Raw genomic sequence first — 23171 nt, 5'->3', positions numbered from 1 at the left:
ACACCCGGTGACCGAGAAGGCCGACCTCCAGTCCGTGCTCGACCGCGCCGCCGAGGGTGGCCGGATCACCCCCGAGGAGGCGCTCGACCTGTACCGCTCCGCGCCGCTGCACGCGCTCGGCGCGGCCGCCGACGCGGTGCGCCGCCGCCGGTACGCGGGGACCGAGCACATCGCGACGTACATCATCGAGCGCAACATCAACTACACGAACGTCTGCGTCACGGCCTGCAAGTTCTGCGCCTTCTACGCGCCGCCGAAGGACACCGCCAAGGGCTGGACCCGCGACCTCGACGACATCCTGCGCCGCTGCGCGGAGACCGTGGAGCTCGGCGGCACGCAGATCATGTTCCAGGGCGGTCACCACCCGGACTACGGCGTCGAGTACTACGAGCGGCACTTCGCGGCCATCAAGAAGGACTTCCCGCAGCTGGTCATCCACTCCCTCGGCGCGTCCGAGGTCGAGCACATGGCCCGGATCTCGGGGGTCTCCGTCGAGGAGGCGATCACCCGGATCCACCAGGCGGGCCTCGACTCCTTCGCGGGCGCCGGCGCCGAGCTGCTCCCGGCGCGGCCGCGCAAGGCGATCGCCCCGCTCAAGGAGAGCGGCGAGCGGTGGCTGGAGATCATGGAGATCGCGCACAAGCTGGGCGTCGAGTCGACGTCCACGATGCTGATGGGCACCGGCGAGACGAACGCCGAGCGCATCGAGCACCTGCGGATGATCCGTGACGTGCAGGACCGGACGGGCGGCTTCCGGGCCTTCATCCCGTACACGTACCAGCCGGAGAACAACCACCTCAAGGGCCGTACGCAGGCGACGCTCTTCGAGTACCTGCGGATGATCGCGATCGCCCGGCTCTTCATGGACAACGTGGCCCACATCCAGGGCTCGTGGCTGACCACGGGCAAGGAGGTCGGCCAGCTGTCGCTGCACTACGGCGCGGACGACCTGGGCTCGATCATGCTGGAGGAGAACGTGGTCTCCTCGGCGGGCGCGAAGCACCGCTCGAACCGCATGGAGATCATCGACCTGATCCGCAAGGCGGGCCGCGTCCCGGCACAGCGCGCGACGACGTACGAGCACCTGGTCGTGCACGACGACCCGGCAAACGACCCGGTCGACGAGCGGGTCGCCTCGCACATCTCGTCGACGGCGATCGCGGGCGGCACCGCGCACCCGGAGCTGAAGCTCCTGGACGCGAACTGACCCCGTGGTGCTGACGATCCACGTCGCCGAGGCGTCGCCCGAGACCGCGCTGCTGGTCGACGGCGCGCACCTCGCCGCCGTCGGCCCCTTCGACGACCTGGTCGCCGTCCGTCCCGAGGCACGGGTACGGCGGTGGCCCGGCATCCTCACGCCCGGGCTGCTCAACCCGTACGCGCCCGAGCTGCTCGAAGGGGCCTACCACCCGGACCCGCGGGAGGCCGAGGAGTTCGGCACCCAGCCGATCACCGGACCGCGCGCGCAGGAGATCTTCCGCGCCGACCCCGCGCGGCGGGGCGCCTCCGCGCGCCGCGGCGTGCAGCGGATGCTGGCGCACGGGACGGTGGCCGTCGCCGGTGAACTGCGCGGGCGCGCCGCCGTGGACGCCGTGCGCCGGGCCGGACTCGCCGTCGGCCGACGGCCGGAGGCACTGCCGGGGCGTCCGTCCTTCTCCCCGGTGCCGCTCGTGCTGCTGCCGCGCCTGGCGCCGGGCGGCCCCGCCCGCTTCGCCGTCTTCGACGTCCCCGACCGCGCCACCCTCGTCCGCCTCGGCGCCTCGACGTGCGTGGCGACCGTCATCGACGGCCGCCTGGTCCACCGGCGCCGCTGAGAGACGTCTCGGCCGGACCGCGTCGGCGGCGGCCGGGTCCGGATCCTGCCGGGTGCGCGCGCCGGTCGGAGCGCGCCCTGCCGGTCGGGGCCGGGGAGGCCCTGAGACAATGGTCCCGTTACCTCCGTACCGTCCGTACCCGAGTCTGCGAGGCCGAACGCCAGTGACCCGCGCATCCCTGGACAAGCAGCCGCACGAAGTCGCCTCGATGTTCGACGACGTCGCCGCGAACTACGACCTCACCAACGACGTGCTCTCCCTCGGGCAGGACCGCCGCTGGCGCAAGGAGGTCGCCAGGGCCGTCGACGCCCGCCCCGGGCAGCGCGTCCTCGACCTCGCCGCGGGCACCGCGACCTCCTCGCAGCCCTTCGCCCGCGCGGGCGCGTACGTCGTGCCCTGCGACTTCTCGCTCGGCATGCTCCGGGTCGGCAAGCAGCGCCACCCGTGGATGCCGTTCACCGCCGGCGACGGCATGAACCTCCCCTTCCGCGACGACGTGTTCGACGCCGTCACCATCTCCTTCGGGCTGCGCAACATCCAGGACACCGAGGCCGCCCTGCGCGAGCTGTACCGGGTGACCAAGCCCGGCGGCCGCGTCGTCATCTGCGAGTTCTCGCACGCGACCTGGAAGCCGTTCCGCACGGTGTACGAGGAGTACCTGATGCGCGCCCTCCCGCCGGTGGCCCGCGCGGTCTCGTCCAACCCGGACGCGTACGTCTACCTCGCCGAGTCCATCCGGTCCTGGCCGGACCAGCCGACCCTGGCCGGCCTGCTCCGGAAGGCGGGCTGGTCGAAGGTCGCCTGGCGCAACCTCTCCGGCGGCATCGTCGCCCTGCACCGGGGCTTCAAGCCGTAGCGGGACCGGGGCCCGTGAGGCCCCGCGGCGCCGCAATAGACTGCACCCGACTGCCCTCCACCTCGTCCTCCACCCCTCGCCCTCGACCTTCGGGAGACACCGCCGTGACCGAGCAGCCCCTCTCCGAGCACAGCGCAGATGTGATCGTCGTCGGGGCGGGCCCGGCCGGTTCGACGACCGCGTACTACCTCGCCAAGGCGGGACTCGACGTCCTGCTCCTGGAGAAGACCGCGTTCCCCCGGGAGAAGGTCTGCGGCGACGGGCTCACGCCCCGCGCCACGAAGCAGCTCGTCTCCATGGGGATCGACATCTCCGAGGAGGCCGGCTGGCTGCGGAACAAGGGCCTGCGCATCATCGGCGGCGGCGTCCGCCTCCAGCTCGACTGGCCGGACCTCGCCTCGTACCCCGACTACGGACTCGTCCGCAAGCGCGACGACTTCGACGAGCAGCTCGCGCGCCAGGCGCAGAAGGCCGGCGCGCGGCTGTACGAGCGGTGCAACGTCGGCGCTCCCGTCATCGACGAGCGCACCGGCCGCATCACCGGCGTGACCGCCAAGCTCGGCGAGGAGAAGCGCGAGGTCACCTTCCACGCGCCGCTCGTCGTCGCCGCCGACGGCAACTCGACCCGGCTGTCGCTCGCGATGGGTCTGCACCGGCGCGAGGACCGGCCGATGGGCGTGGCCGTACGGACGTACTTCACCAGCCCCCGCCACGACGACGACTACCTGGAGTCCTGGCTGGAGCTGTGGGACCGGCGCGGCCCGCAGGACCGTCTGCTGCCCGGCTACGGCTGGATCTTCGGCATGGGCGACGGCACGTCCAACGTCGGCCTCGGCATCCTCAACTCCTCGGCCGCCTTCCGCGAGCTGGACTGGCGCGAGGTCCTCAAGGCCTGGTGCGCCTCCATGCCGGAGGACTGGGGCTTCACCCCGGAGAACATGACGATCCCGATCCGGGGCGCCGCGCTGCCGATGGCCTTCAACCGCCAGCCGCACTACACCAAGGGCCTGCTGCTCGTCGGCGACGCGGGCGGCCTGGTCAACCCGTTCAACGGCGAGGGCATCGCGTACGCCATGGAGTCCGGCCAGATCGCGGCCGACGTCATCGTCCAGGCGCACGCCCGCGCGACCCCGGCCCAGCGCGAACTGGCCCTGCACAACTACCCGAAGATCCTCAAGGACACCTACGGCGGGTACTACACCCTGGGCCGCGCCTTCGTGAAGATCATCGGCAACCCGAAGATCATGAAGATCGCGACCCAGCGCGGCCTGACCCACCCGGTCCTGATGAAGTTCACGCTGAAGATGCTGGCGAACCTCACCGACCCGACCGGCGGCGACGCGATGGACCGCATCATCAACGGCCTCTCGAAGGTGGCCCCGAAGGCCTGAACGCCCGCCGGAGATCGACGCGGGGGAGTACCCGGGCGCGGACGCCCGGGTCGACGTCCAGGAGATCTTCCGGGGCAGGTAGGGCGAAGACGGCAGAACGGGCGAAGAGCCGTCACTCCACCGAGGAGTGACGGCTCTTCGCCGTCGTCAGAGGGCGCGGATCAGAGGATCCGGACGGCGCCGGAGGGGGTGTCCCAGTCCAGGGAGCGCTCGACGACACCGGTCGACGGGTTCTGCGCGCCGACGTAGTTGCCGCCGCCCACGTAGATCGCCACGTGGTACGAGCCGCTGCGGCTGCCCCAGTACAGGATGTCGCCCGGCTGGAGGTCGCTCAGCGAGACGGACGTGCCCATGGACGACTGGGAGCTGGAGACGCGCGGCAGGTCGATGCCGGCCTGGCGGTAGGCGGCCTGGACGAGGCCGGAGCAGTCCCACGAGTTGGGGCCGGTGCCGCCGGACACGTAGGCGTCGCCGACCTGGGCGCGGGCGAAGGCGACGATCGCGGCGGCGGACCCGGTGGGGGCCTCGGAGCCGCTGTCGTACGAGGAGTCGCCGCCCGAGGAGGAAGAGGAGTCGGAGGAGGACGCGGAGAGCGTGGTGCGCGTCTGGGTGCGGGAGGCGCGCTCGCGGGCCTCCGCGCGGGCCTTCTCGGCCTTCTCCGCCTTCTCGGCCTCCGCCTTGCGGTCCGCCTCGGCCTTGGCCTTCTTGGCGTCCTTGGCGGCCTTCTCCAGGGCGGCCTTCTCCTGGGCCTGCAGGCTCAGGTCGAGGGCCTCCTGCTGGGAGGCCTCGGCGGAGGCGGAGACGGCGCTGGCGAGACCGGTGTCGAGCGCGCCAAGCGTGGGCATCTCGATGGTCTCGGTCACCGGCTCGGCATTCGCCGGCCCGGCAGCACCGGCCACCGCGATGGTGCTGAGGACGCCACCGGCGACTCCGGCGCGGAGCGCGAGCTTGGAGGCGCTACGGCGGGGCTTCCGGTGGCTGGGTATGTGAGCGGTCTGGGACATGAGTACAACCGCTATCAGGGCTTCACGGTTCCCATCAAGAAACGTGGGTTGCGCCACAGTTACGTTCGGAACCACCTAATCCGCTTATCTGGCGGCCTTATTGACGCCGTAACGGACAATACGGGCGTGACCCATCCAGGCCTTGATCACGGGTTTTCAATGAAACGTCCGAATTGACCGCCGCTTACCACCTCTTCACACCGTTGGCCAAGCCCCGTTTTCACCGGGCCCTCGACCGTGTGTCGCAGGTCACATCACGGGTCCATCAGGCGGGCGTGCGGCTCGTGAATCGGTGCACACGTCCACTTCGCTCCGGCCGACCCCTCGACCGGGCGACGGCCCGGTCCTTTATCACCCGCGCGAGTCCATCGCCAATTTGCTTGTAGTCACCACGGCTTGATAGTGCGACACCTCTCCCACCAGCGGTTTCCGGTCCGGATGTCACGACTGGTGATCACCTGGGCGCTTCGAGTACCAAGATCACCGCTCATCCGACTTCATGATCCTTCGTCAGGTGGTGGAGATCACAAAGTCGTTGGTGCACCCCGTGTCGCAGATCACAGAGGGGCAGGCATAAGATGCGGGGCAGTCGGGCTTGTGAACTGCCTCACATGGGGGCGATCTTTGCGGCCCGGCAGTGCGGTCCAACGGTCAAGGACGACTGGAAGGAGCGAGGAGCGTGAATGCGTACGCGCCCATCCTCGTGCTCGGTGCCCTGGGTGCGGGGTTTGCGATCTTCTCCGTGGTCATGGCCACGCTAATCGGCCCAAAGCGGTACAACAGGGCAAAACTTGAGGCGTACGAGTGCGGCATCGAGCCGACGCCCACTCCCGCCGGAGGCGGCCGCTTCCCCATCAAGTACTACCTGACGGCGATGCTCTTCATCGTCTTCGACATCGAGATCGTCTTCCTCTACCCCTGGGCCGTCACCTTCGACGCCCTGGGGCTTTTCGGGCTCGTGGAGATGCTGCTCTTCGTGCTCACCGTCTTCGTCGCCTACGCCTATGTGTGGCGGCGCGGCGGCCTGGAATGGGACTGAGGGGCTGAGGGGCACCTATGGGACTCGAAGAGAAGCTGCCGAGCGGCTTTCTGCTGACGACGGTCGAACAGGCCGCGGGCTGGGTGCGCAAGTCATCCGTCTTCCCCGCCACCTTCGGCCTCGCCTGCTGCGCCATCGAGATGATGACGACCGGCGCCGGCCGCTACGACCTGGCGCGCTTCGGCATGGAGGTCTTCCGCGGCTCGCCGCGCCAGGCCGATCTGATGATCGTCGCGGGCCGGGTCAGCCAGAAGATGGCGCCGGTCCTGCGGCAGGTCTACGACCAGATGCCCAGCCCCAAGTGGGTCATCTCCATGGGGGTCTGTGCGTCGTCGGGCGGAATGTTCAACAATTACGCGATCGTGCAGGGCGTTGACCACATTGTGCCGGTTGACATCTATCTGCCGGGTTGCCCGCCGCGCCCGGAGATGCTGATGGACGCGATTCTCAAGCTCCACCAGAAGATCCAGACCTCCAAGCTCGGCGTGAACGCCGAGGAGGCGGCCCGCGAGGCGGAGGAAGCGGCGCTCAAGGCGCTGCCGACCATCGAGATGAAGGGGCTCCTCCGTTGAGTGACGAGACTCCCAACCCCGAGAAGGAGCTCTCCGAGCAGAACCTTCCGGGCCAGCGCGGGGAGCACGGCGAGGAGGTCCGCGTCCAGCGCGGGATGTTCGGCGCCAACAACGGCGGCGACACCTCCGGCTACGGCGGCCTCGTCCGTTCCGTACGCCTGCCCGGCGCGGCGACCCGCCCCTACGGCGGCTGGTTCGACGAGGTCGCCGACGAGCTCGAAGGCGCCCTCGACGAGCAGGGGCTCCTCCCCGAGAACGCGATCGAGAAGACGGTCGTCGACCGCGGCGAGCTCACCTTCCACATCGCCCGCGAGCACCTCGTCCGAGTCGCCCGCACCCTGCGCGACGACCCGGCCCTGCGCTTCGAGCTCTGTACGGGCGTCTCCGGCGTCCACTACCTCGGCGACAAGGGCCGCGAGCTGCACGCGGTCTACCACCTGCGCTCGCTCACCCACGGTCGGCTGATCCGCCTGGAGGTGTCCGCCCCGGACGCCGACCCGCACATCCCGTCCCTGGTCGCCGTCTACCCGACGAACGACTGGCACGAGCGCGAGGCGTACGACTTCTTCGGCATCGTCTTCGACGGCCACCCCGCCCTCACCCGGATCATGATGCCGGACGACTGGCAGGGCTTCCCGCAGCGCAAGGACTATCCCCTCGGCGGCATCGCCGTCGAGTACAAGGGCGCCCAGATCCCGGCTCCGGACCAGCGGAGGTCGTACTCGTGACCACCCCGAACGCATCAGCACGCGAGACCACCGAAGGCACCGTCTACACGGTCACCGGCGGCGACTGGGAGGAAGTCGTCGAGGCCGCGGCCAAGGCCGACGACGAGCGGATCATCGTCAACATGGGTCCGCAGCACCCGTCCACGCACGGCGTGCTCCGGCTGATCCTGGAGATCGACGGCGAGACCGTCACCGAGGCCCGCTGCGGCATCGGCTACCTCCACACCGGCATCGAGAAGAACCTCGAGTTCCGGAACTGGACGCAGGGCACCACGTTCGTCACGCGCATGGACTACCTCACCTCGTTCTACAACGAGACGGCGTACTGCCTGGGCGTCGAGAAGCTGCTCGACATCACCGACCAGATCCCGGACCGCGCCAGCGTCATCCGCGTGCTCCTCATGGAGCTCAACCGGCTCTCCTCCCACCTGGTGTGCATCGCCACCGGCGGCATGGAGCTGGGCGCCACCACGATCATGATCTACGGCTTCCGGGACCGCGAGATGATCCTGGACCTGTACGAGCTGATCACCGGGCTGCGCATGAACCACGCGTTCATCCGCCCCGGCGGCCTCGCCCAGGACCTCCCGCCCGGCGCCGTCGACGCGGTGCGCGAGTTCGTGAAGACCATGAAGAAGAACCTGCCGGAGTACGACAAGCTCGCCACCGGCAACCCCATCTTCAAGGCCCGCATGCAGGACGTCGGCTACCTCGACCTCACCGGCTGCATGGCGCTCGGCGCCACCGGACCGATCCTGCGCTCCGCGGGCCTCCCGCACGACCTGCGCAAGACCGACCCGTACTGCGGCTACGAGACCTACGAGTTCGACGTTCCGACCGCCGACACCTGCGATTCCTACGGGCGCTTCCTCGTCCGCCTCGAAGAGATGCGGCAGTCCCTGCGGATCGTCGAGCAGTGCCTCGACCGGCTCGCGCCCGGACCGGTCATGGTCGGCGACAAGAAGATCGCCTGGCCCGCGCAGCTCGCGCTCGGCCCGGACGGACTCGGCAACTCCCTCGACCACATCAGGAAGATCATGGGCACCTCCATGGAGGCCCTGATCCACCACTTCAAGCTGGTCACCGAGGGCTTCCGGGTCCCCGCCGGACAGGCCTACGCGGCCGTCGAGTCGCCCAAGGGCGAACTGGGCGTGCACGTCGTCTCCGACGGCGGCACCCGCCCCTACCGGGTCCACTTCCGCGACCCGTCCTTCACCAACCTGCAGGCGATGGCGGCGATGTGCGAGGGCGGCCAGGTCGCCGACGTCATCGTCGCCGTCGCGTCCATCGACCCCGTGATGGGAGGCGTCGACCGATGACGGACGGACAGACCAGTCTCGGGATGCCCCAGCTCCCCGCCCCCGACTACCCGGCCGAGGTACGCGCCCGGTTGGAGGCGGACGCCAAGGAGATCGTCGCCCGCTACCCGGGGTCCCGCTCCGCGCTCCTGCCGCTGCTGCACCTCGTGCAGTCGGAGGAGGGCCATGTCACCCGTACCGGCATGAGGTTCTGCGCCGAGGTCCTCGGGCTGACCACCGCCGAGGTCACCGCGGTCGCCACCTTCTACACGATGTACCGCCGCAAGCCCTCCGGCGACTACCAGGTCGGGGTCTGCACCAACACGCTCTGCGCGGTCATGGGCGGCGACGCCATCTTCGAGGAGCTGAAGCAGCACCTCGGCGTCGGCAACGACGAGACCACCGAGGACGGCAAGGTCACGCTGGAGCACATCGAGTGCAACGCGGCCTGCGACTTCGCGCCCGTGGTGATGGTCAACTGGGAGTTCTTCGACAACCAGACGCCCGACTCCGCGAAGAAGATCGTCGACGACCTGCGGGCCGGCCGCCCCGTCGAGCCGACGCGCGGCGCGCCCCTGTGCACGTACAAGGAGACCGCGCGCATCCTGGCCGGTTTCCCCGACGAGCGCGAGGGGGCCGTCGAGGCCACCGGAGGGGCCGGCCCGGCCTCGCTCGTCGGGCTGCGGCTGGCCAAGGGCGAGACCCCGCACCACAAGATCGTCCACCCGCGCGGCGAAGCAGCCAGTGGGGAGGGGGAGTGATGACCTTGGCAGCCGAGATCAACAACAGCAGCCCCGAGAAGCTTCTCGCGCCGGTGCTTTCGGCGTTCTGGGACCAGCCGGACTCCTGGACCCTGGAGACGTACCGGCGGCACGAGGGGTACGAAGGGCTCCGCAAGGCCCTCGCGATGTCCCCCGACGAGGTCATCGCCTACGTCAAGGACTCCGGTCTGCGCGGCCGCGGCGGCGCCGGCTTCCCCACCGGAATGAAGTGGCAGTTCATTCCGCAGGGCGACGGCAAGCCGCACTACCTGGTGGTCAACGCCGACGAGTCCGAGCCGGGCACCTGCAAGGACATCCCGCTCCTCTTCGCCAACCCGCACTCCCTCATCGAGGGAATGATCATCGCCTGCTACGCGATCCGCTCCGAGCACGCGTTCATCTACCTGCGCGGCGAGGTCGTGCCCGTCCTGCGCCGCCTGCACGAGGCGGTGCGCGAGGCCTACGACGCCGGGCTCCTCGGCCAGGACATCCTCGGCAGCGGTCTGAACCTCGAACTCACCGTGCACGCGGGCGCCGGCGCGTACATCTGCGGTGAGGAGACCGCGCTGCTCGACTCGCTCGAAGGACGGCGCGGCCAGCCCCGGCTGCGTCCCCCCTTCCCCGCGGTCGCCGGTCTGTACGCGTGCCCCACCGTGGTGAACAACGTCGAGTCCATCGCGTCCGTTCCCGCGATCATGAACCGGGGCAAGGACTGGTTCAAGTCGATGGGCAGCGAGAAGTCCCCGGGCTTCACCCTCTACTCGCTCAGCGGGCACGTCGCCACGCCGGGCCAGTACGAGGCCCCGCTCGGGATCACCCTGCGCCAGCTCCTCGACATGAGCGGCGGGATGCGCCCCGGCCACCGGCTGAAGTTCTGGACCCCGGGCGGCTCCTCCACCCCGATGTTCACCGACGAGCACCTCGACGTCCCGCTCGACTACGAGGGCGTGGGCGCGGCCGGCTCGATGCTCGGCACCAAGGCGCTCCAGTGCTTCGACGAGACCACCTGCGTGGTCCGGGCGGTGACCCGCTGGACCGAGTTCTACGCCCACGAGTCCTGCGGCAAGTGCACGCCGTGCCGTGAAGGCACCTACTGGCTGGTGCAGTTGCTCCGCGACATCGAGGCCGGCAAGGGCGTCATGTCCGACCTCGACAAGCTGAACGACATCGCCGACAACATCAACGGCAAGTCGTTCTGCGCCCTCGGCGACGGCGCCGCCTCGCCGATCTTCTCCTCGCTGAAGTACTTCCGCGAGGAGTACGAGCAGCACATCACCGGCCGGGGCTGCCCCTTCGACCCGGCCAAGTCGACCGCCTGGGCGGACAACCACAAGGAGGTGACGGCATGACGGTCACCACGGCCGGCCCCGCCGGCGGCGGTTCCCCCGCCGTACCGCCCGAGGATCTCGTCACGCTGACCATCGACGGCGCCGAGATCTCCGTCCCCAAGGGGACCCTGGTGATCCGCGCCGCCGAGCAGCTCGGCATCGAGATCCCGCGGTTCTGCGACCACCCGCTCCTCGACCCGGCCGGCGCCTGCCGGCAGTGCATCGTCGAGGTCGAGGGCCAGCGCAAGCCGATGGCGTCCTGCACCATCACCTGCACCGACGGCATGGTGGTGAAGTCCCAGCTCACCTCGCCGGTCGCCGAGAAGGCCCAGCACGGTGTGATGGAGCTGCTGCTCATCAACCACCCCCTGGACTGCCCGGTCTGCGACAAGGGCGGCGAGTGCCCGCTGCAGAACCAGGCGATGTCCCACGGACAGTCCGAGTCCCGCTTCGAGGGCCACAAGCGGACCTTCGAGAAGCCGGTGCCGATCTCCACGCAGGTGCTGCTCGACCGCGAGCGGTGCGTGCTGTGCGCGCGCTGCACCCGGTTCTCGAACCAGGTCGCCGGCGATCCGATGATCGAGCTCCTCGAGCGCGGCGCGCTCCAGCAGGTCGGCACCGGCGAGGGCGACCCCTTCGAGTCGTACTTCTCCGGCAACACCATCCAGATCTGCCCGGTGGGCGCGCTGACCTCGGCCGCCTACCGCTTCCGCTCCCGCCCCTTCGACCTGGTCTCCTCGCCGAGCGTCTGCGAGCACTGCGCGGGCGGCTGCGCCACGCGCACCGACCACCGCCGCGGCAAGGTCATGCGCCGGCTCGCGGCGGAGGACCCGGAGGTCAACGAGGAGTGGGTGTGCGACAAGGGGCGGTTCGCCTTCCGGTACGCCCAGCAGCGCGACCGGCTCACGACCCCGCTCGTACGCAATGAGGCCGGCGTCCTCGAACCGGCGTCCTGGCCGGAGGCCCTGGAGGCGGCGGCCCGCGGGCTGGTCCGGGGCCGTACCGGCGTCCTGGCCGGCGGTCGGCTGACCGTCGAGGACGCCTACGCGTACGCCAAGTTCGCCCGGGTCGCCCTCGACACCAACGACGTCGACTTCCGGGCCCGGGTCCACTCCAGCGAGGAGGCCGACTTCCTGGCCTCGCAGGTCGCCGGGCGGGGACGCGACCTGGACGGCACGGGGGTCACGTACACCTCCCTCGAAGCCGCCCCCGTCGTGCTCCTCGTCGGCTTCGAGTCGGAGGAGGAGGCGCCCGGCGTCTTCCTGCGGCTGCGCAAGGCCTGGCGCAAGAACGGCCAGAAGACCTACGCGGTGGCCGCGTTCGCGACCCGGGGCCTGGAGAAGGCGGGCGGCACGCTGCTGCCGGCCGCCCCCGGCACCGAGACCGAGTGGCTGGACGCCCTCACCTCCCGGGTCGGCCTCGACGAGGACGGCACGCGGGCGGCCGAGGCGCTCCGCCAGGACGGCGCGGTCCTCGTGGTCGGCGAGCGGCTCGCCGCCGTACCCGGCGGGCTGACCGCCGCCGTCCGCACGGCGACGGCGACCGGCGCGAAGCTGGTGTGGATCCCGCGCCGGGCCGGCGAGCGCGGCGCGCTCGAAGCCGGCGCCATCCCCACGCTGCTGCCCGGCGGCCGCCCCGCGACCGACCCACGCGCGCGTGAGGAGGTCGCGGCCGCCTGGGGCGTCCGCGAACTCCCGCACGGCTACGGCCGCGACACCGGCCAGATCGTCGAGGCCGCGGCCACCGGCGAACTGGGCGCGCTGCTCGTCGGCGGCGTCGAGCTCCGCGACCTGCCGGACCCGGCACGCGCGCGTGAGGCCCTCGACGCGGCGTTCGTGGTCTCCCTGGAGCTGCGGCCCAGCGAGGTCACCGAGCGGGCCGACGTGGTCCTGCCGGTCGCCGCCGTCGCGGAGAAGCCCGGCACGTTCCTCAACTGGGAGGGCAGGGCGAGGCTCTTCGAGGCCGCGCTCAAGCCCGAGCAGATGACCCGCGCGCTGCCCCCGGCGGACGCGCGCGTGCTCCACATGCTCGCCGACGCCCTCGACGCCCACCTGGCCCTGCCCGACCTGCGCTCGGTCCGCCGTGAGCTGGACCGGCTCGGCGGCTGGGACGGCGAGCGGGCCTCCGAGCCCACCGAGCCCGCCCAGGCCGCGCCCCGGCCGGGCGAGGGCGAGGCGGTCCTCGCCGGACACCGGCTCCTGCTCGACCTGGGCCGTCTCCAGGAGGGCGACTCCGCGCTCGCGGGCACCCGCCACGCGGCGGTCGCCCGACTCTCGGCCACCACGGCCGCCGAGACCGGCGTCAAGGACGGCGACGTCCTCGCCGTCACCGGCCCGGCGGGCTCGACCCGACTCCCGCTCCGGGTCACCGAGATGCCCGACCGCGTGGTCTGGCTCCCGCTCAACTCGACCGGCGGCGGCGTCCTCTCCGACACCGGCGCCCACCCGGGCGACCTGGTCCGCATCGGCGCGGCGACCTCGACGGAGGTACAGGCATGACCACGCTGCTCGCTGCCGAAGACCTCTCCATGTTCGGGACCGACCCCTGGTGGCTCGTCGCGATCAAGGCCGTCTTCTGCTTCGCCTTCCTCATGGTCACCGTGCTCTTCTCCATCGTGTGGGAGCGCAAGGTCGTCGCCTGGATGCAGCTGCGCATCGGGCCCAACCGGCACGGACCCTGGGGTCTCCTCCAGTCCCTCGCGGACGGCATCAAGCTGATGCTGAAGGAGGACGTCGTCGTCAAGCGCGCCGACAAGGTGGTCTACATCCTCGCGCCCGTCATCGCCGCGGCCCCCGCGTTCATGGCCATCGCCGTGATCCCGTTCGGTCCGGCCGGCAACGAGGTCTCGATCTTCGGCCACCGCACCACGATGCAGCTCACCGACCTGCCGATCGCGATGCTGTACGTCCTCGCGATCGCCTCCGTCGGCATCTACGGCATCGTGCTCGCCGGCTGGTCCTCCGGCTCCACGTACCCGCTCCTCGGCGGCCTGCGCTCCTGCGCCCAGATGATCTCCTACGAGATCGCCATGGGCGCCGCGTTCGCCTCCGTCTTCCTCTACTCCGGGTCGATGTCGACCTCGGCGATCGTCGAGGCACAGGCGGACCGCTGGTTCGTGATCCTGCTGCCGGTCTCGTTCATCATCTACATCGTCACGATGGTGGGCGAGACCAACCGTGCCCCGTTCGACATGCCGGAGTCCGAGGGCGACCTCGTCGGCGGCTTCAACACCGAGTACTCCTCCATCAAGTTCGCGATGTTCATGCTCGCCGAGTACGTGAACATGGTGACGGTCTCCGCCGTCTCCGTGACGCTCTTCCTCGGCGGCTGGCGGGCCCCGTACCCGATCTCCACCTTCTGGGAGGGCGCGAACCACGGCTGGTGGCCGATGCTCTGGTTCGTCCTCAAGGTGCAGCTGCTGCTCTTCTTCTTCATCTGGCTGCGCGGCACGCTGCCCCGGGTCCGCTACGACCAGCTGATGAAGCTCGGCTGGAAGGTCCTCATCCCGGTCTCGGTGCTCTGGCTGATGCTGGTCGCCACCGTCCGGGCGCTGCGCAACGAGAACTTCGAGTTCCAGACGATCGTGCTCTACGTCGCCGGAGCCGTGATCGGCGTCCTGCTGATCTCCTTCGTCGTCGACGTGTTCCGCGACAAGAGGTCGAGGGCCGGCGCCGAACCGGCCGAGGACGAGATCCCGTTCGACCCGATGGCCGGCGGATTCCCCGTACCGCCCAAGCCCGGACAGTCCCTGCCGCCCGTGCCGCGGCGCAGGCCGCGCGCCGATCGGGACCTGGTTGTCAGTGGCGCCTCCGATACTGCTACTGCGAGTGAGGGAAAGGAGACGGACGGTGTCTGATTTCCAGAATCCGGTGGCCGGCTTCGGCGTGACCTTCAAGGCCATGTTCAAGAAGCGGCTGACCGAGCAGTACCCGGAGGAGCGCAAGACGACGGCGCCGCGCTTCCACGGCCGGCACCAGCTCAACCGTCATCCGGACGGCCTGGAGAAGTGCGTGGGCTGCGAGCTGTGCGCCTGGGCCTGCCCCGCGGACGCCATCTACGTGGAGGGCGCGGACAACACCGAGGAGGAGCGCTACTCCCCGGGCGAGCGGTACGGCCGCGTCTACCAGATCAACTACGCCCGCTGCATCCTGTGCGGGCTGTGCATCGAGGCCTGCCCCACGCGGGCGCTGACGATGACGAACGAGTTCGAACTGGCCGACTCCTCCCGCGAGAACCTGATCTACACCAAGGAGCAGCTCCTCGCGGGTCTCGAGGAGGGCATGGTCGACTCCCCGCACTCGATCTTCCCGGGCACGGACGAGCAGGACTACTACCGGGGCCTGGTCACCGAGGCCGCCCCGGGCACCGTCCAGCAGGTCGCCGCGTCCAAGGGGGAGAAGGGCGAGTCGGAAGAGGTGGACGCATGAGCGCCACACTCGCGGCCTACAGCACCTCCGGCGGCGAGGCCTTCCAGTTCTGGGTCCTCGGCACCGTCGCCGTGATCGGCGCCCTGTGCACGGTCCTGATGAAGAAGGCCATGCACAGCGCCCTCTGTCTGGCGGGCACGATGATCGTCCTCGCGGTCTTCTACCTCGCCAACGGCGCGTACTTCCTCGGCATCGTCCAGATCGTCGTCTACACCGGCGCGATCATGATGCTCTTCCTCTTCATCGTCATGCTGGTCGGCGTCACGGCCGCGGACTCCCTGAAGGAGACCATCAAGGGCCAGCGCTGGTGGGCCGCCGCGTGCGGGCTCGGCTTCGGCATCCTGCTGATCGCCGGCATCGGCCAGGCCTCCCTGACGGAGTTCAACGGCCTGGGCGCGGCCAACGGCGCGTACGGCGGGAACGTGGAGGGCCTCGCGGCCCTCATCTTCACCAAGTACGTCTTCGCCTTCGAGATCACCGGCGCGCTGCTCATCACCGCCGCCGTCGGCGCGATGGTCCTCACCCACCGCGAGCGCACCGAACGGGCCCGCACCCAGCGGGAGCTGTCGGAGCAGCGCGTGCGGGACGGCAAGCACCTGCCGCCGCTGCCCGCGCCGGGTGTCTACGCCCGGCACAACGCGGTGGACATCGCCGGCCTGCTGCCGGACGGCACCCCCGCCGAGCTGACCGTGATGCAGACCCTGCGCAGGCGCGGCCAGATCCGCGACGTGTCCGGGGAGGCGATGGCCGACCTGAAGGCGCTGGAGCAGCGCTCGGAGGAGCGGCTCGGCCGGGACCGGGACTCCGCAGGGGACGCGGCCGGGCGGGACCGGGACGCGGCCGGCCGGGACCGGGACGAAGAGGAGGCCTCGCGATGAACCCCGTCAACTATCTCTATCTCGCCGCCCTGTTGTTCACCATCGGCGCGGCCGGGGTGCTGATCCGGCGCAACGCGATCGTGGTCTTCATGTGCGTCGAGCTGATGCTCAACGCCTGCAACCTCGCGTTCGTCGCCTTCTCCCGGATGCACGGCAACCTCGACGGCCAGATCATCGCCTTCTTCACGATGGTCGTCGCCGCCGCGGAGGTCGTGGTCGGGCTCGCGATCATCGTGTCGCTGTTCCGTTCCCGCCACTCGGCCTCGGTCGACGACGCCAGCCTGATGAAGCTGTAAGGGGCTGAATTGTGGAGAACATGATTGCGCTGCTCGTCGCGGCGCCCCTGCTGGGAGCGGCCGTCCTGCTGTGCGGCGGGCGGCGGCTGGACAAGGCCGGGCCGCTGCTCGGCACGGTGCTCGCGGCCACCTCCTTCGTCATCGGAGCGGTGCTCTTCGCCGACATGCTCGGCAAGAGCGCCGACGACCGGGCCCTGCACCAGAACCTGTGGACCTGGATCCCGGTCGAGGGCTTCCAGGCGGACATCGCCTTCCAGCTCGACCAGCTGTCGATGACCTTCGTGCTGCTGATCACCGGCGTGGGCTCGCTCATCCACGTGTACTCGATCGGGTACATGGAGCACGACGAGCGCAAGCGCCGCTTCTTCGGCTATCTGAACCTGTTCCTCGCGGCGATGCTGCTCCTCGTCCTCGCCGACAACTACCTGCTGCTGTACTTCGGCTGGGAGGGCGTCGGCCTCGCCTCGTACCTCCTGATCGGCTTCTGGCAGCACAAGCCCAGCGCGGCCACCGCCGCGAAGAAGGCCTTCCTGGTCAACCGGGTCGGCGACATGGGCCTGTCGATCGCCATCATGCTGATGTTCACCACCTTCGGGACCTTCGCCTTCGGGCCGGTCCTGGAAGCGGCCGGCGAGACCGGCGAGGGCACGCTGACGGCGATCGGCCTGATGCTGCTGCTCGCCGCCTGCGGCAAGTCGGCCCAGGTGCCGCTGCAGTCCTGGCTCGGCGACGCGATGGAGGGCCCGACCCCGGTCTCGGCCCTCATCCACGCCGCCACCATGGTCACCGCCGGTGTCTATCTGATCGTCCGCTCCGCCGCCATCTTCAACGGCGCCCCCGACGCCCAGCTCGTCGTCGTCGTGGTGGGCGCGGTCACGCTCCTCTTCGGTGCGATCGTCGGTTGCGCGAAGGACGACATCAAGAAGGCGCTGGCCGGCTCGACGATGTCGCAGATCGGCTACATGATCCTGGCGGCCGGCCTCGGCCCCATCGGCTACGTCTTCGCGATCATGCACCTGGTCACGCACGGCTTCTTCAAGGCCGGGCTCTTCCTCGGCGCCGGTTCGGTCATGCACGGCATGAACGACGAGGTCGACATGCGGAAGTACGGCGGTCTGCGGAGGTACATGCCGGTCACCTTCGTCACCTTCGGCCTCGGCTACCTCGCGATCATCGGCTTCCCCGGCCTGTCCGGCTTCTTCTCCAAGGACAAGATCATCGAGGCGGCCTTCGCCAAGGGCGGCACCGAGGGCTGGATCCTCGGCGCGGTCACCCTGCTGGGCGCGGCCATCACCGCGTACTACATGACCCGCGTGATGCTGATGACCTTCTTCGGTGAGAAGCGCTGGCAGCCGGACGCCGAAGGCCACGAGCCGCACCCGCACGAGTCGCCGAAGTCGATGACGATCCCGATGATCCTGCTGGCCGTCGGCTCGATCGGCGCCGGTGCCACCTTCGAGTTCGCCGGGTTCGTGGAGTGGCTGGAGCCGGTGACCGCGTTCGAGCACGGACACCCGCCGATCAGCGCCGCGGCGGTCACCAGCGCCACGGTCGCCGTCATGGTGATCGGCGTCGGGCTCGCCTGGCTCCAGTACGGACGCAAGCCGGTCCCGGTCACCGCCCCGCGCGGCTCGCTGCTCACCCGGGCCGCCCGCCGCGACCTGCTCCAGGACGACTTCAACCACGCCGTCTTCGTCACCGGCGGCACCCACCTCACCCGCTCGCTCGTCTACGTCGACCACAGCCTGGTCGACGGGGTCGTCAACGGCACCGCGGCCTCGGTCGGCGGTCTCTCCGGCCGGCTGCGCAAGCTGCAGAACGGCTACGCCCGCTCCTATGCGGTCTCCATGTTCGGAGGTACTGCGGTGCTGATCGCCGCGACCCTGCTGATGAGGGCGGTGTAACCGCGATGTCCTCCTTCCCGCTTCTCACGGTGACGGCAGCGGTGCCGGCGATCGGCGCGATCCTCACCGCCGCCGTACCCGCCGCCCGCCGCACGGCGGCCAAATGGCTGGCCCTGCTGGTCTCCCTGGTCACCCTGGTGCTCGCGGCGATCGTCATGGTCCGCTTCGAGCCCGGCGGCGACCGGTACCAGCTCGTCGAGTCCCACTCCTGGATCAAGGACTTCGGCGTCCGCTACGAACTGGGCGTGGACGGCATCGGGGTGGCGCTCATCGCGCTCACCGCGCTGCTGATCCCCTTCGTCATCCTGGCCGGCTGGCACGACGCCGACCCTCTGGAGACGAAGAGCAGCCGCTGGCGGCCGACGCAGGGCTTCTTCGCCCTGATCCTGATGGTCGAGGCGATGGTGATCCTCTCCTTCGAGGCCACCGACGTCTTCCTCTTCTACATCCTCTTCGAAGCCATGCTCATCCCGATGTACTTCCTCATCGGCGGCTTCGGCGACCGCGCCCACGCGGGCTCCGACGAGAACGCGGCGGCCCAGCGCTCGTACGCGGCCGTGAAGTTCCTGCTGTACAACCTCGTCGGCGGACTGATCATGCTGGCCGCCGTCATCGGGCTCTACGTGGTCGCGGGGAACTTCTCCCTCACCGAGATCGCCGAGGCCCGCGCGAGCGGGCAGCTGGAGATGGCGACCACCACCGAACGGCTGCTGTTCCTCGGCTTCTTCTTCGCCTTCGCGGTGAAGGCGCCGCTGTGGCCGCTGCACACCTGGCTGCCGAACGCGATGGGGGAGGCGACCGCTCCGGTCGCCGTGCTCATCACCGCGGTCGTCGACAAGGTCGGCACGTTCGCGATGCTCCGCTTCTGCCTCCAGCTCTTCCCCGAGGCCTCGAAGTGGGCGACCCCGGTGATCATCGCGCTCGCCCTGGTCAGCATCGTCTACGGCGCGCTGCTCGCGGTCGGTCAGCGGGACATCAAGCGACTGGTCGCGTACGCCTCGATCTCGCACTTCGGCTTCATCATCATGGGCATCTTCGCCATGACCACCCAGGGCCAGAGCGGCGCGACGCTGTACATGGTCAACCACGGGATCTCGACGGCCGCCCTGATGCTGGTCGCCGGCTTCCTGATCAGCCGGCGCGGCTCGCGGCTCATCGCGGACTACGGCGGGGTGCAGAAGGTCGCCCCGGTGCTGGCCGGCACGTTCCTGATCGGTGGCCTGGCCACGCTCTCACTGCCGGGCCTCGCGCCCTTCGTCAGTGAGTTCCTGGTCCTGGTCGGCACGTTCGCCCGCTATCCGGTGGCCGGCATCATCGCCACCACCGGCATCGTCCTCGCCGCGCTCTACACCCTCGTCCTCTACCAGCGGACGATGACCGGCCCGGTGAAGACGGAGGAGATCCGGACGATGCCGGACCTGCGGGCGCGCGAACTGGTCGTGGTCGCCCCGCTGATCGCCCTGCTGATCCTCCTCGGGGTGTTCCCGAAGCCGCTGACGGACATCGTGAACCCCGCCGTCTCGCACACCATGTCCGACGTCCAGCAGAAGGACCCCCAGCCCGCCGTGCCCATTCAGAACCTGGAGGCGGCCAAGTGAGTGCATCCGCCGTCGCGTCCGGCACCGCGCCCGCTGTCCACAGCCTGTGGACGACGGCTGCCGAGCCGCTGACCAAGATCCCGGCACCCCACATCGAGTACGTCCAGCTCTCACCCGTACTCATCGTGGTCGGCGCCGCGGTCCTCAGCGTCCTCGCCGAGGCCTTCGTGCCCCGCAAGGGCCGCTATCACGCCCAGGTGTTCCTGACCGTGCTGGCCCTGGTCGCCTCCTTCGCCGCGATCGTCGGCCTCGCCGCCGGCGGCTACGGCTCCACCAAGGCGCACATCGCGGCGATGGGCGCCATCGCCGTCGACGGCCCGGCGCTCTTCCTCCAGGGCACGATCCTGCTGGCCTCGCTCGTCGCCGTCTTCACCTTCGCCGAGCGCAGGCTCGACCCGGCCGACCACGGCCACAAGGTCGACTCCTTCGCCGCCGAGGCCGCCGCCGTGCCCGGCAGCGACCAGGAGAAGGCGGCGGTCAAGGCCGGGTTCACCACCACCGAGGTCTTCCCGCTGGCGCTGTTCGCCATCGCCGGCATGCTGGTCTTCCCGGCCGCCAACGACCTCCTGACGCTCTTCATCGCGCTGGAGGTCTTCTCCCTCCCGCTCTACCTGCTCTGCGCCGTCGCCCGCCGCAAGCGGCTCATGTCGCAGGAGGCCGCGGTCAAGTACTTCCTCCTCGGCGCCTTCTCCTCGGCGTTCCTGCTCTTCGGCATCGCCCTGCTCTACGGCTACGCGGGCTCCGTCTCGTACGCCACCATCGCGAACGTCGTCGACGGCTCGGTCACCTCGGTCGACCCGGTGCTCGCCCAGACCATGGGCAACGACGTGCTGCTGCTCATCGGCTTCGCGATGGTCCTCATGGGGCTGCTCTTCAAGGTCGGCGCCGTGCCGTTCCACATGTGGACCCCGGACGTCTACCAGGGCGCGCCGACCCCCGTCACGGGCTTCATGGCGGCCGCGACGAAGGTCGCCGCGTTCGGTGCGCTGCTGCGCCTGCTGTACGTGGTGCTGCCGGGCCTCACCTGGGACTGGCGGCCGGTCATGTGGGGCGTCGCCATCGTCACCATGCTGGGCGGCGCGATCGTCGCGATCACCCAGACGGACATCAAGCGGCTCCTCGCGTACTCCTCGATCGCGCACGCGGGCTTCCTGCTCGCCGGTGTCATCGCGGCCACGCCCACCGGCATCTCGTCCGTGCTCTTCTACCTGGGCGCGTACTCCTTCGTGACGATCGGCGCCTTCGCGGTCGTCACGCTGGTCCGGGACGCGGGCGGCGAGGCCACGCACCTGTCCAAGTGGGCGGGGCTCGGGCGCCGTTCGCCGCTCGTCGCGGCGGTCTTCGCGGTGTTCCTGCTCGCCTTCGCCGGTATCCCGCTGACCTCCGGCTTCTCGGGCAAGTTCGCGGTCTTCAAGGCGGCGGCGGAGGGCGGCGCGGGCGCACTGGTCGTCGTCGGTGTCATCTCGTCGGCGATCGCCGCGTTCTTCTACATCCGGGTGATCGTGCTGATGTTCTTCAGCGAGCCGAAGGCGGACGGCCCCACGGTCGCCGTGCCCTCGGCCTTCACGGCGGCCACGATCACGGTGGGCGTCGCGGTCACGCTGGTGCTGGGCCTCGCGCCGCAGTACTTCCTCGACCTGGCGGGCCAGGCGAGCGTGTTCGTCCGGTAGCGCCGCCGACGCCTGGGCCCGGTCTCCGCTCTCGCGGGGGCCGGGCCCTCGTGCGTCCGCGGTTACGGCGCCGGAACGATCCGCCCCGTGACCTCGCCGAGCGCGACCTGTGTCCCGTCCGGGCCCGGCGCCCAGGCGGTGAGGGTGACCTCGTCGCCGTCCTCCAGGAACGTCCGCTTGCCGGTGGGCAGTTCGAGCGGGTCGCGGCCGTTCCAGGTCAGTTCGAGGAGCGAGCCGCGCTGGTGGACCTCGGGTCCGGAGACCGTGCCGGAGCCGTACAGGTCACCGGTGCGCAGCGAGGCGCCGTTGACCGTCATGTGGGCGAGCTGCTGGGCGGCCGTCCAGTACATGGTGGCGAACGGCGGCTCGGAGACGACCTCGCCGTTGATCTCGACCGTGATGCGCAGGTCGAAGCCGCCGGGCTCCTCGTCGGTGGCGTCGTCGAGGTAGGGCAGGAGGTCGAACTCCCGGGCGGGCGGGGCCGTCCGGGCCGCGTCCAGGGCCTCCAGGGGCGTCACCCAGGCGGAGACGGACGTGGCGAACGACTTGCCGAGGAAGGGGCCGAGGGGGACGTACTCCCAGGCCTGGATGTCGCGCGCGGACCAGTCGTTGAGCAGCGTCAGGCCGAAGACGTGCTCGCGGAAGTCGCTCAGCGGGACCGGGGTGCCGTGCGCGGAGGGGGTTCCGACGACGAAGCCGACCTCCGCCTCGATGTCCAGCTTCACCGACGGCCCGAAGACGGGGGCCGGGTCGGTGGGCGCCTTGCGCTGCCCCGCGGGCCGGACGACGTCGGTGCCGGAGACGACGACGGTGCCCGCGCGGCCGTGGTAACCGATGGGCAGGTGCTTCCAGTTGGGGGTGAGCGCGTCGCCGTCGGGGCGGAAGATCCGGCCGACGTTGGTGGCGTGGTGCTCGCTCGCGTAGAAGTCGACGTAGTCCGCTACCTCGAACGGCAGGTGGAGCGTGACGGTGTCGAGCGGGTGCAGGAGCGGCTCTATGACGGGGCGGTGCGCGGGTACGGTCACCCAGGCCGTCAGGGCCCTGCGCACGTCGCGCCAGGCGGTGCGGCCGGCCGCGAGCAGCGGGTTCAGGCCGGGCTGCGCGAGCAGGGCGGCGTAGGGCGACCCGAGCGCGTGCGCCGCCGCTCCGGCGTCGAGGACATGACCGCCGATGCGGACGCCGACCCTCCGCCGGTCGGGCTCGTCGGCGGGGGAGAAGACGCCGTACGGAAGGTTGTGCGGGCCGAAGGGATCGCCCTCGGCCAGGTCGAGCGGGGACTGCTCGGGCATCGGTGCTTGCCTCGCTTTCCACGGGTGTGGGGGACACGTTACGGGGCGGGCCGCCGGACGCGGATGACATGGATCACAGAGAAAGTGGGGCCTCCGTGCACAACTGTCCATGTATGCACGGTTTATGCGTCCGACCGGTGAGCTCTGCGTGAACCGTGTGACTGAGCGCGTTCAATTTCTGCTTTCCAGGTCCTGAGTCGGAGTCATACGATCACGGCATCGTCGCGCCGCGTGAGGTCTCCGCGGGCGCGACTCCCCCTCTCGCTTCGTCTTCACCGACCACTCCTGACCAGAAAAGGTCCACCTTGAAGATTCGCC

Annotated in this window: 20 protein-coding genes; 18 read left to right on the top strand and 2 right to left on the bottom strand. The window is 70.1% G+C overall.

Annotated elements, in window-relative coordinates; translation table 11 throughout:
• Window positions 1–7 precede the first annotated feature (7 nt).
• From mqnC to ACIPPS_RS26865, 4 genes are all read left to right on the top strand, one after another.
• On the top strand, window positions 8–1207 hold the full coding sequence (mqnC, locus tag ACIPPS_RS26880) for a cyclic dehypoxanthinyl futalosine synthase (protein WP_401436945.1): 1200 nt from the start codon (window positions 8–10) through the stop codon (window positions 1205–1207).
• Window positions 1208–1214: 7 nt separating this feature from the next.
• Complete coding sequence (locus ACIPPS_RS26875; protein WP_401436942.1) at window positions 1215–1814, top strand: hypothetical protein; 600 nt, start codon at window positions 1215–1217, stop codon at window positions 1812–1814.
• A 163-nt stretch (window positions 1815–1977) separates the two neighbouring features.
• Window positions 1978–2670 (top strand): demethylmenaquinone methyltransferase, encoded by a 693-nt coding sequence (locus tag ACIPPS_RS26870; RefSeq protein ID WP_401436939.1) that lies wholly within the window; start codon window positions 1978–1980, stop codon window positions 2668–2670.
• A gap of 104 nt (window positions 2671–2774) precedes the next feature.
• Window positions 2775–4061, top strand: a complete 1287-nt coding sequence (locus ACIPPS_RS26865; RefSeq protein ID WP_401436937.1) for a geranylgeranyl reductase family protein — start codon at window positions 2775–2777, stop codon at window positions 4059–4061.
• Between the two features lie 161 nt (window positions 4062–4222).
• On the opposite strand, the gene ACIPPS_RS26860 is transcribed toward ACIPPS_RS26865, so the two are convergent.
• Window positions 4223–5065, bottom strand: coding sequence for a C40 family peptidase (locus tag ACIPPS_RS26860; RefSeq protein WP_401436934.1), 843 nt, complete (start codon window positions 5063–5065; stop codon window positions 4223–4225).
• A gap of 679 nt (window positions 5066–5744) precedes the next feature.
• On the opposite strand from ACIPPS_RS26860, the gene ACIPPS_RS26855 reads away from it, so the two are divergent.
• The 14 genes from ACIPPS_RS26855 to nuoN are packed head-to-tail and all read left to right on the top strand — an operon-like array spanning window position 5745 to window position 21564.
• Entirely contained in the window at window positions 5745–6104 is a 360-nt protein-coding gene (locus ACIPPS_RS26855) for an NADH-quinone oxidoreductase subunit A (protein ID WP_030494815.1), read from the top strand.
• A 17-nt stretch (window positions 6105–6121) separates the two neighbouring features.
• A complete protein-coding gene (locus tag ACIPPS_RS26850; RefSeq protein WP_187741805.1) occupies window positions 6122–6676 on the top strand; it encodes an NADH-quinone oxidoreductase subunit B family protein in 555 nt (184 codons plus the stop codon).
• Window positions 6673–7404, top strand: a complete 732-nt coding sequence (locus ACIPPS_RS26845; protein WP_401436932.1) for an NADH-quinone oxidoreductase subunit C — start codon at window positions 6673–6675, stop codon at window positions 7402–7404. The genes ACIPPS_RS26850 and ACIPPS_RS26845 overlap by 4 nt, the downstream gene beginning before the upstream one ends.
• Window positions 7401–8723, top strand: coding sequence for an NADH-quinone oxidoreductase subunit D (locus ACIPPS_RS26840; protein WP_401436930.1), 1323 nt, complete (start codon window positions 7401–7403; stop codon window positions 8721–8723). Before ACIPPS_RS26845 ends, ACIPPS_RS26840 begins: the two co-directional genes overlap by 4 nt.
• On the top strand, window positions 8720–9463 hold the full coding sequence (nuoE, locus tag ACIPPS_RS26835) for an NADH-quinone oxidoreductase subunit NuoE (protein ID WP_401436927.1): 744 nt from the start codon (window positions 8720–8722) through the stop codon (window positions 9461–9463). Before ACIPPS_RS26840 ends, nuoE begins: the two co-directional genes overlap by 4 nt.
• Window positions 9463–10812, top strand: coding sequence for an NADH-quinone oxidoreductase subunit NuoF (nuoF, locus tag ACIPPS_RS26830; RefSeq protein WP_401436924.1), 1350 nt, complete (start codon window positions 9463–9465; stop codon window positions 10810–10812). Before nuoE ends, nuoF begins: the two co-directional genes overlap by 1 nt.
• Window positions 10809–13289: an NADH-quinone oxidoreductase subunit G gene (locus ACIPPS_RS26825; RefSeq protein ID WP_401436922.1), complete on the top strand. Its 2481-nt coding sequence runs from the start codon at window positions 10809–10811 to the stop codon at window positions 13287–13289. The genes nuoF and ACIPPS_RS26825 overlap by 4 nt, the downstream gene beginning before the upstream one ends.
• On the top strand, window positions 13286–14647 hold the full coding sequence (gene nuoH / locus ACIPPS_RS26820) for an NADH-quinone oxidoreductase subunit NuoH (protein WP_401436919.1): 1362 nt from the start codon (window positions 13286–13288) through the stop codon (window positions 14645–14647). Before ACIPPS_RS26825 ends, nuoH begins: the two co-directional genes overlap by 4 nt.
• A gap of 43 nt (window positions 14648–14690) precedes the next feature.
• Window positions 14691–15218, top strand: a complete 528-nt coding sequence (gene nuoI / locus ACIPPS_RS26815) for an NADH-quinone oxidoreductase subunit NuoI (protein ID WP_401437705.1) — start codon at window positions 14691–14693, stop codon at window positions 15216–15218.
• Window positions 15215–16096 (top strand): NADH-quinone oxidoreductase subunit J, encoded by an 882-nt coding sequence (locus ACIPPS_RS26810; RefSeq protein WP_401436916.1) that lies wholly within the window; start codon window positions 15215–15217, stop codon window positions 16094–16096. The genes nuoI and ACIPPS_RS26810 overlap by 4 nt, the downstream gene beginning before the upstream one ends.
• Entirely contained in the window at window positions 16093–16392 is a 300-nt protein-coding gene (gene nuoK, locus ACIPPS_RS26805) for an NADH-quinone oxidoreductase subunit NuoK (protein WP_069927518.1), read from the top strand. Before ACIPPS_RS26810 ends, nuoK begins: the two co-directional genes overlap by 4 nt.
• A gap of 11 nt (window positions 16393–16403) precedes the next feature.
• Window positions 16404–18296, top strand: coding sequence for an NADH-quinone oxidoreductase subunit L (gene nuoL / locus ACIPPS_RS26800; RefSeq protein ID WP_401436912.1), 1893 nt, complete (start codon window positions 16404–16406; stop codon window positions 18294–18296).
• 5 nt (window positions 18297–18301) lie between these two features.
• The gene (locus tag ACIPPS_RS26795) at window positions 18302–19894 is read left to right on the top strand and encodes an NADH-quinone oxidoreductase subunit M (protein WP_401436910.1); all 1593 of its coding nucleotides are present in this window, start codon (window positions 18302–18304) and stop codon (window positions 19892–19894) included.
• Window positions 19891–21564 carry an NADH-quinone oxidoreductase subunit NuoN gene (nuoN, locus tag ACIPPS_RS26790; RefSeq protein WP_401436907.1) on the top strand — a complete coding sequence of 558 codons (1674 nt, stop codon included), beginning with the start codon at window positions 19891–19893 and terminating at the stop codon, window positions 21562–21564. Before ACIPPS_RS26795 ends, nuoN begins: the two co-directional genes overlap by 4 nt.
• A gap of 62 nt (window positions 21565–21626) precedes the next feature.
• Here the strand turns inward: nuoN and fahA are convergent, their stop codons facing one another.
• The gene (fahA, locus tag ACIPPS_RS26785) at window positions 21627–22853 is read right to left on the bottom strand and encodes a fumarylacetoacetase (RefSeq protein ID WP_401436905.1); all 1227 of its coding nucleotides are present in this window, start codon (window positions 22851–22853) and stop codon (window positions 21627–21629) included.
• Window positions 22854–23171 lie beyond the last annotated feature (318 nt).

This window comes from Streptomyces sp. NPDC090127 (assembly GCF_044746945.1).
GTDB lineage: Bacteria > Actinomycetota > Actinomycetes > Streptomycetales > Streptomycetaceae > Streptomyces.
This window is presented reverse-complemented; position numbering and strand designations above follow the sequence as displayed.

Bases quoted from the DNA above. Each gene is read 5' to 3' on its own strand.
- ACIPPS_RS26860 (WP_401436934.1), bottom strand. From the start codon at position 5,065: ATGTCCCAGACCGCTCACATACCCAGCCACCGGAAGCCCCGCCGTAGC.
- ACIPPS_RS26850 (WP_187741805.1), top strand. From the start codon at position 6,122: ATGGGACTCGAAGAGAAGCTGCCGAGCGGCTTTCTGCTGACGACGGTC.
- nuoE (WP_401436927.1), top strand. From the start codon at position 8,720: ATGACGGACGGACAGACCAGTCTCGGGATGCCCCAGCTCCCCGCCCCC.
- nuoF (WP_401436924.1), top strand. From the start codon at position 9,463: ATGACCTTGGCAGCCGAGATCAACAACAGCAGCCCCGAGAAGCTTCTC.
- ACIPPS_RS26825 (WP_401436922.1), top strand. From the start codon at position 10,809: ATGACGGTCACCACGGCCGGCCCCGCCGGCGGCGGTTCCCCCGCCGTA.
- nuoH (WP_401436919.1), top strand. From the start codon at position 13,286: ATGACCACGCTGCTCGCTGCCGAAGACCTCTCCATGTTCGGGACCGAC.
- nuoI (WP_401437705.1), top strand. From the start codon at position 14,691: ATGTTCAAGAAGCGGCTGACCGAGCAGTACCCGGAGGAGCGCAAGACG.
- ACIPPS_RS26810 (WP_401436916.1), top strand. From the start codon at position 15,215: ATGAGCGCCACACTCGCGGCCTACAGCACCTCCGGCGGCGAGGCCTTC.
- nuoK (WP_069927518.1), top strand. From the start codon at position 16,093: ATGAACCCCGTCAACTATCTCTATCTCGCCGCCCTGTTGTTCACCATC.
- ACIPPS_RS26795 (WP_401436910.1), top strand. From the start codon at position 18,302: ATGTCCTCCTTCCCGCTTCTCACGGTGACGGCAGCGGTGCCGGCGATC.
- fahA (WP_401436905.1), bottom strand. From the start codon at position 22,853: ATGCCCGAGCAGTCCCCGCTCGACCTGGCCGAGGGCGATCCCTTCGGC.